The 7,009-nt window shown below is 69.1% G+C and carries 4 protein-coding genes and 1 pseudogene; 1 reads left to right on the plus strand and 4 read right to left on the minus strand.

The window, feature by feature from the left end:
• Position 1: 1 nt before the first annotated feature.
• Positions 2–862: a class I SAM-dependent methyltransferase gene (locus G3N62_RS23270; protein WP_059557602.1), complete on the plus strand. Its 861-nt coding sequence runs from the start codon at positions 2–4 to the stop codon at positions 860–862.
• Between the two features lie 4 nt (positions 863–866).
• Here G3N62_RS23270 and G3N62_RS23275 read toward each other — a convergent pair whose 3' ends face one another.
• The 4 genes and pseudogenes from G3N62_RS23275 to G3N62_RS36050 form a co-directional block, all read right to left on the minus strand.
• Complete coding sequence (locus tag G3N62_RS23275) at positions 867–5,708, minus strand: NAD-glutamate dehydrogenase (RefSeq protein WP_124671095.1); 4,842 nt, start codon at positions 5,706–5,708, stop codon at positions 867–869.
• Between the two features lie 165 nt (positions 5,709–5,873).
• Entirely contained in the window at positions 5,874–6,062 is a 189-nt protein-coding gene (locus tag G3N62_RS23280; protein WP_034189872.1) for a 4-oxalocrotonate tautomerase, read from the minus strand.
• A gap of 57 nt (positions 6,063–6,119) precedes the next feature.
• Entirely contained in the window at positions 6,120–6,896 is a 777-nt protein-coding gene (locus tag G3N62_RS23285; protein WP_034189871.1) for a class II aldolase/adducin family protein, read from the minus strand.
• Positions 6,871–7,009: pseudogene (locus tag G3N62_RS36050) on the minus strand (urea transporter); the annotation flags it as partial. The gene G3N62_RS23285 and the pseudogene G3N62_RS36050, both read right to left, overlap by 26 nt.

Genomic DNA, 7,009 nt, shown 5'->3' on the forward strand with positions numbered 1-7,009 from the left:
CATGACCGCTATCCGCGAAGACGCCCCCGACAGCACGGCCGCCCGCGTCGCGCTGTGGCGCGCGCTGCACGTGCGGCTCGACGCGCCACCGCACGTGCTGGCCGACGAGGTCGGGCTCCAGTTGCTCGCGCCGCCGCCGGGCTGGCAGCAGCGCGGCGACATGGATCCGCAGTTCACGCGGCCGTTTCGCGCGTCGATCGTCGCGCGGGCGCGCTTCATCGAGGATCTCGTGACCGAGCAGGCCGCGCGCGGCGTGAACCAGTACGTGATCCTGGGCGCGGGCCTCGACAGCTTCGCGCAGCGCCGGCCGGACATGGCGTCGCGCGTGACCGTGTTCGAAGTCGATCCGCCGGCGCCGCAGGCCTGGAAGCAGCGCCGTCTGGCCGAGCTCGGTTTCGGCGTGCCCGACTGGCTGCGTTTCGTGCCGGTCGATTTCGAGGCGAAAGCGTCGTGGCGCGACGCGCTCGTCGGCGCGGGGTTCGATGCCGGCAAGCCGGCCGTCGTGGTGTCGACCGGCGTCAGCATGTACCTGACGCGCGAGGCGAACGCGGCCGCGCTGCGCGAGGTCGCGTCGCTCGCGCCGGGCTCGACGCTCGCGATGACGTTCCTGTTGCCGCTGGAGAACGCCGATCCGGATGTGCGTCCGGCGCTCGACATGGCCGCGAAGGGCGCGCGCGCGAGCGGCACGCCGTTCATCAGCTTCTTCATGCCGGCGCAGATCCGGGCGCTCGCGCTGGAGGCCGGTTTTGCGAAGGCCGTGCATGTATCGGCCGCGGAGCTGACGCGCCGCTATTTCGCCGATCGCGCGGACGGCCTGCGGCCGCCGAACAACGCGGAAGAGCTGCTGGTCGCGACGGTCTGAACCGTCACGCGCGTTCGAGCACGGCCATTTCCCGCACGACCACGAGCAGCACCGCCAGGCTCGCGCCCCCCGACGCGCGCAGATCCGCCAGCAGGTGCGCGTAGCGCGCGAGCGCGGCGTCGCGGCGCTCGCGCCACGCGCCGACGATCGTCTCCGGCGTCGTCGAATCCGGTGATTCCGCGAGCGCGCTGGTCGTCAGCGTGCGCTTCAGGCGCGCGACTTCCGCGAGTGCGGCGGCGCGCGCGAGCATGTCCCAGTGCGTCGGCGTCGGCAGTGTCGCCGCGCGCTCGCTGATCCATCCGTAATTGAGCAGCGTGCCGAGCGAGAAATAGACGCCCGCGACGAGTTCGAGGCTGCGGTTGCAGGTGGCCGCCACCTCGGCGATGTCGAGCAGCGCGGCCGAAATATCGCCGCTCGCGACGCGCACCGCGAGCGCGCTGTCGACGCCGGCTTCGACCAGCACGCGCTGCCGCTCGGACAGCGCATCGAGATCGTCGGCCGGCAGCAGCGCCGGCAGTTGCGGGGCGAGCCGTTGCGCCGCGTCGCGGCAGCGGGCGATCAGTTCGGCGACGCCGCCGTCGGCCACCGCGCCGGATTGCAGATGCCGCAGGAACCACAGCGCCGCGCGCTCCAGCAGCCGCGCGACGTCGACGAACATGCGCGCCTGCACGTCGTCGGCCACGCGGTTGTCGAGCGCATCGATGTCGCGCCAGACCGCATCGAGATCGAACACGTCGCGCGCCATGATGCATGCACGCGCGATATCGCCCGGCTGCGCGTCGGTTTCCTCCATCAGCCGGTGCACGAACGCGCAGCCGACACGGTTCACGAGCGCATTGGTCAGGTGCGTCGCGAGAATCTCGCGGCGCAGCGGATGGCGGCCCATCGGTTCGCTGAAACGCTGCTGCAGCGGTTTCGGGAAGTAATCGACCAGCATCGCAGCGACGAGCGGGTCCTCGGGCACGTCGGATTCGAGCAGCGCGTCGTAGAGCCACATCTTGCTGTACGCGAGCAGCACCGCGCGCTCCGGCGACGTGAGGCCGAGCTTCGCGGCTTGCCGCTCGGCGACTTCGTCGTCGGTCGGCAGGAATTCGATCACGCGGTTCAACCGGCCCGCGCGTTCGAGCCAGCGCATCAGCCGCGCCTCCGCGTCGAGCAGCTCGACCGCATGGCGGCCGGCGATCGACAGCGCCTGCGTCTGGTAGTAGTTGTCGCGCAGCACGAGCAGCCCGACTTCGTCGGTCATTTCCGCGAGCAGCGCATTGCGCTGCTTCTCGGTCATCTCGCCGTCCGACACGACGAGCCCGAGCAGGATCTTGATGTTGACTTCGTGATCCGAACAATCGACGCCGGCCGAGTTGTCGATCGCATCGGTGTTGATGCGGCCGCCGCGCTGCGCGAACTCGATGCGGCCGAACTGCGTGCAGCCGAGGTTGCCGCCTTCGCCGACCACCTTGCAGCGCAGGTCCGCGCCGTTCACGCGCACCGCGTCGTTCGCGCGGTCGCCGACCTGCTGGTGGGTTTCGCGCGCGGCCTTCACGTAGGTGCCGATGCCGCCGTTGTACAGCAGGTCGACCGGCGCCTGCAGGATCGCGCGGATCAGCTCCGTCGGCGGCAGCGCATGCGCGTCGATGCCGAGCGCCGCCTGCACGGCCGGCGACAGCGGGATCGTCTTCGCGGTGCGCGGGTACACGCCGCCGCCCGGCGAAATCGCGGCCGGATCGTAGTCGGCCCAGCTCGAGCGTTCGAGCGCGAACAGGCGCGCGCGCTCCGCGAAGCTCGCCGCGGGATCGGGGTTCGGGTCGAGGAACACGTGCCGGTGATCGAACGCGGCGACGAGCCGGATATGCGGCGACAGCAGCATCCCGTTGCCGAACACGTCGCCCGACATGTCGCCGACGCCGACCACCGTGAAGTCGGTCGTCTGCGTATCGATGCCCATCTCGCGGAAGTGCCGCTTCACCGATTCCCACGCGCCGCGTGCGGTGATCGCCATCTTCTTGTGGTCGTAGCCGACCGAGCCGCCGGACGCGAACGCGTCGTCGAGCCAGAAGCCGTATTCGTGCGAGATCGCGTTCGCATAGTCGGAGAAGGTGGCCGTGCCCTTGTCGGCGGCGACGACCAGGTACGGATCGTCGGCGTCATGGCGGACCACGCCGGGCGGCGGCACGATCGCGTTGCCGACGAGGTTGTCGGTCAGGTCGAGCAGCCCGCGCAGGAAGGTCTGGTAGCACGCGACGCCTTCGCGCATCCACGCTTCGCGATCGCTCGGCGGCGGCGGGTTCTTCACGACGAAGCCGCCTTTCGAGCCGACCGGCACGATCACGACGTTCTTCACCATCTGCGCCTTCATCAGCCCGAGCACTTCGGTGCGGAAATCCTCGCGGCGGTCCGACCAGCGCAGGCCGCCGCGCGCGACGCGCCCGCCGCGCAGGTGCACGCCCTCGACACGCGGCGAATACACCCAGATCTCGAACATCGGCTTCGGTTCGGGCAGGCCCGGTACCTTCGCCGGATTGAACTTGAACGACAGATACGGCTTCGACTCGCCGTTCGCATCGGCGAGGAAGTAGTTCGTGCGCTCGGTCGCGTTGATCACGCCGAGGAACTGGCGCAGGATGCGGTCCTCGTCGAGGTTCGGCACCTGGTCGAGCGCGCCTTCGATCGCCTTCAGCAGCCGTTCGGCCTGCACGTCGCGCGAATCGCCGGTGGCCGGGTCGAAGCGCAGCAGGAACAGCTCGACGAGCTGCCGCGCGATCGCCGGGTTGCCGGTCAGCGCGCGTTCGATATAGGCATCGCTGAACGTCGACCCGACCTGCCGCAGGTATTTCGCGTACGCTCGCAGGATCGTCACTTCGCGTGCGCTCAGGTGCGCGCGCAGCACGAGGCGGTTGAAGTCGTCGTTCTCGATCCGGCCGGTCCAGATCCGGTCGAACGCATCCTCGAACAGGCCTTTCACGCGCTCGATGTCGAACTCGGTATCGTCGGCGAGTTCGAGGCCGAAGTCGTGTACCCATGCGTGCGTCGCGTCCTGCGTCTGGATCCGGTACGGCCGCTCCTCGTCGACGCGCACGCCGAGATGCTCGAGCATCGGCAGGCTGCGCGACAGCGCGATCGGGTCGCCCGCGCGATAGACCTTGAAGCGGAATGCACGCGGCTCGGCCTCGATCGGCCGGTACAGATTCATCGCGAGCTGGCCGGTGTCCTTCACGCGCTCGATCAGATCGATGTCGCGCACGGCCGTGCGGGCCGGGTAGTCGTCGCGATAGCCGGCCGGGAACGAATCGGCATAGCGCTGCAGCAGGCGGTTGCCTTGCTCCTCGCCGAAGGCGTCGAGCAGCGCGTCGGCGAGATCGTCCTGCCAGCGGCGCGTGACCTGCACGAGCCGCGTTTCGAGCTCGCGTGTATCGACGTCGGGCATCGTGCCTGGTTCGGCATGCACGACGAAATGAATGCGCGCGAGCGCCGATTCCGACAGCAGCGGCGTGAATTCGACGTTCACGCCGTTGTACGCGTCGACGAGCAGCTTCGCGATGCGGCGGCGCAGGTCGGTGTTGTACTTGTCGCGCGGCACGAACACGAGGCACGACACGAAGCGGTCGAACCGGTCGCGCCGCACGAACAGCCGCGTGCGCTGGTGTTCCTGCAGGCGCAGGATGCCGAGCGCGATGTCGTAGAGCCGGTCTTCGTCGGCCTGGAACAGTTCGTCGCGCGGATAGGTTTCGAGCACCGTCACGAGCGACTTGCCGAGGTGCCCCTTTGGCAGAAAGCCGGCGCGCCGCACGATGTTCGCGCACTTGCGGCGCACGATCGGGATCTCGGTGTACGAACCGAAATAGGCGGTCGACGTGTAGAGCCCGATGAAGCGGCGCTCGCCGGTGACTTTCCCGTCCGCGCCGACGAGCTTCACGCCGACGTAGTCGAGATAGCCGGGCCGGTGCACGGTCGCGCGCGAGTTTGCCTTGGTCAGGAAGATCGGCCACGCGCCGGTGATGATGTCGGCGGCGGCGGGCGGCAGCGGCGTCACGTCGGGCGTGCCCGACGTGCGCAGCGATTCGCGCAGGATGCCGTAGCCCGAGCCCGCGATGCCGCGCAGGCCGAAGCCCGTGCCGTCCGAGACCAGCGCATAGTCGCGCTGGCCGAGGAAGGTGAAGTGATCGGCGGCCATCCATTCGAGGAACGCGCGCGCCTCGATGTCTTCCGCGGTCGATTCGCGCGCCTTCATTTCCTTGATCGTCGCCCGGGCGATGTCGACGATCTTCGGCCAGTCCTCGACCGACGCGCGAACATCGCCGAGCACGCGCGCGATGTCCGCGCGCAGCGTGTCGAGCAGCGCGGCGTCGCCGCAGCGGTCGACTTCGAAATGGATGAACGACGCGAGTTGCGACTGGCCGTCGCCGGGCGTCGCGCCGCCCGCGTCGACACGCGCGATGCCGCCGTCGGCGCCGCGCCAGATTCGGAACACCGGGTGCAGCGCCGAGTGCAGGGCGAGCCCGAGGCGGTTGACGGCCATCGTGACCGAGTCGACGAGGAACGGCATGTCGTCGTTGACGATCTCGATCACCGTGTGATCGGAGTGCCAGCCGTGCTGTTCGAGGATCGGGTTGTACACGCGCAGCCGCTCGCTGCCGGGCACGAATTTCTGCGCGGTCTGCCAGTGCGCCATCGCGGCGCCATACAGGTCGGCGGTGCCGCGGCTCTGCAGATCGTCGGCGTCGACGAAATCGTAGTAGTGACGCAGGAAGGGTTCGACGATCCGGAAGGTGGCTTCGGGCAGGCGCCCGCGCGCGAATTCGACGACATCGGAGAGCAGGTGTGCGACGACTTCCTCGTTCTTCGCTTCCATGGCGGTCTCCTCGTCGGGTGGCCATTGGCTGCTGCGTCTGTCCGGCATTATGGCGCCGATTACGTGACAAAGCGATGTGCGGGCGCACAACGCGGGGCGGCCCGAGGCGGCCGCAGCGTGTGAATCAACGCGGGGTGGGCGGTGCCGAAGCGGCGCCGCCGATGCTCAGCCCTCGTCGCTCCACAGCTTCCCGCCCGTCGCCCAGTTCTCCTTCTTCACGTCGGTCAGGATGATGTCGACGGAGCCCGGCGTGCAGCCGAGCGTCTCGCATGTGACGCGCGTGATGGCTTCGACGAATGCGCGCTTCTGGTCGACGCTGCGGCCTTCGAACAGCTGGATATTGAAAGTCGGCATGGCAATGCTCCGGTTGAGGTTGAACGATTCGGCAGGACGAGGATGAGGCACGCGGCGTCAGTCGCGATACGACGGGTCGATCCGGTCGAGGCGGCGCAGCAGCGCCGGCCATTCCAGTTCGCCTTCGATCGCGCCGCCGTCGCGCAGTTGTTCGGCGGTGCGATTGGCGATGGCCGGGTCGGGCAGCACGAGCGGCCCGCCGCCTGCCTGCGCACGCACCTGGACGTCACAGGCCTTGATCAGCGTATCCATCAGCACATACGCTTCGGCCACGGTGCGGCCGACCGTCAGCGTGCCGTGATTGCGCAGCAGCATCGCGGATTTCGCGCCGAGGCTCGCGGTCAGCCGCACGCCTTCGGCCGGCGAGAACGCGAGCGCCTCGTAGTCGTGGTAGGCAAGGTCGCCGTGAAAGCGCAGCGCATGCTGCGACGCGGGCAGCAGCCCGTCGCGCTGGATCGACACGGCGATGCCGGCCGTATTGTGCAGATGCATCACGCAGACGGCGTCGGCGCGCGCGGCATGCACGGCCGCGTGCAGCGCGAAGCCCGTCACGTTGACCGCGTGCGCGCTGTCGCCGATTCGGTTGCCAGCCAGGTCGATCTTCACGAGGTTCGACGCGCGCACCTCGTCGAACGTCAGGCCGAACGGGTTGATCAGGAAGTGGCCGGGCTCGCCGGGCACGGTCGCCGACAGGTGCGTGTAGATCAGGTCGTCCCAGCCGTTCAGCGCGACCAGCCGGTACGCGGCGGCGAGATCGACGCGCATCCGGCGCTCGGCGTCCGAGACGGGGCCGCCGGGCTTCACGGCATCAGGACGGTGTGCGAATGACGACATCGGGTTCTCCGAGAGGGAAGCGGCGCGCGACGGCGACGGTTGCCCACGACGCGAGTGCGAACGGGGCCGTGAACGCGGGGACGCCCGCGCGCATCGCGAGCCACTGGATCAGC

It is taken from the genome of Burkholderia sp. Tr-20355, assembly GCF_017104685.1.
GTDB classification, from domain to species: domain Bacteria; phylum Pseudomonadota; class Gammaproteobacteria; order Burkholderiales; family Burkholderiaceae; genus Burkholderia; species Burkholderia seminalis.

Coding starts and splice junctions, on each gene's coding strand:
- G3N62_RS23270 (WP_059557602.1), top strand. CDS start 2: ATGACCGCTATCCGCGAAGACGCCCCCGACAGCACGGCCGCCCGCGTC.
- G3N62_RS23275 (WP_124671095.1), bottom strand. CDS start 5,708: ATGGAAGCGAAGAACGAGGAAGTCGTCGCACACCTGCTCTCCGATGTC.
- G3N62_RS23280 (WP_034189872.1), bottom strand. CDS start 6,062: ATGCCGACTTTCAATATCCAGCTGTTCGAAGGCCGCAGCGTCGACCAG.
- G3N62_RS23285 (WP_034189871.1), bottom strand. CDS start 6,896: ATGTCGTCATTCGCACACCGTCCTGATGCCGTGAAGCCCGGCGGCCCC.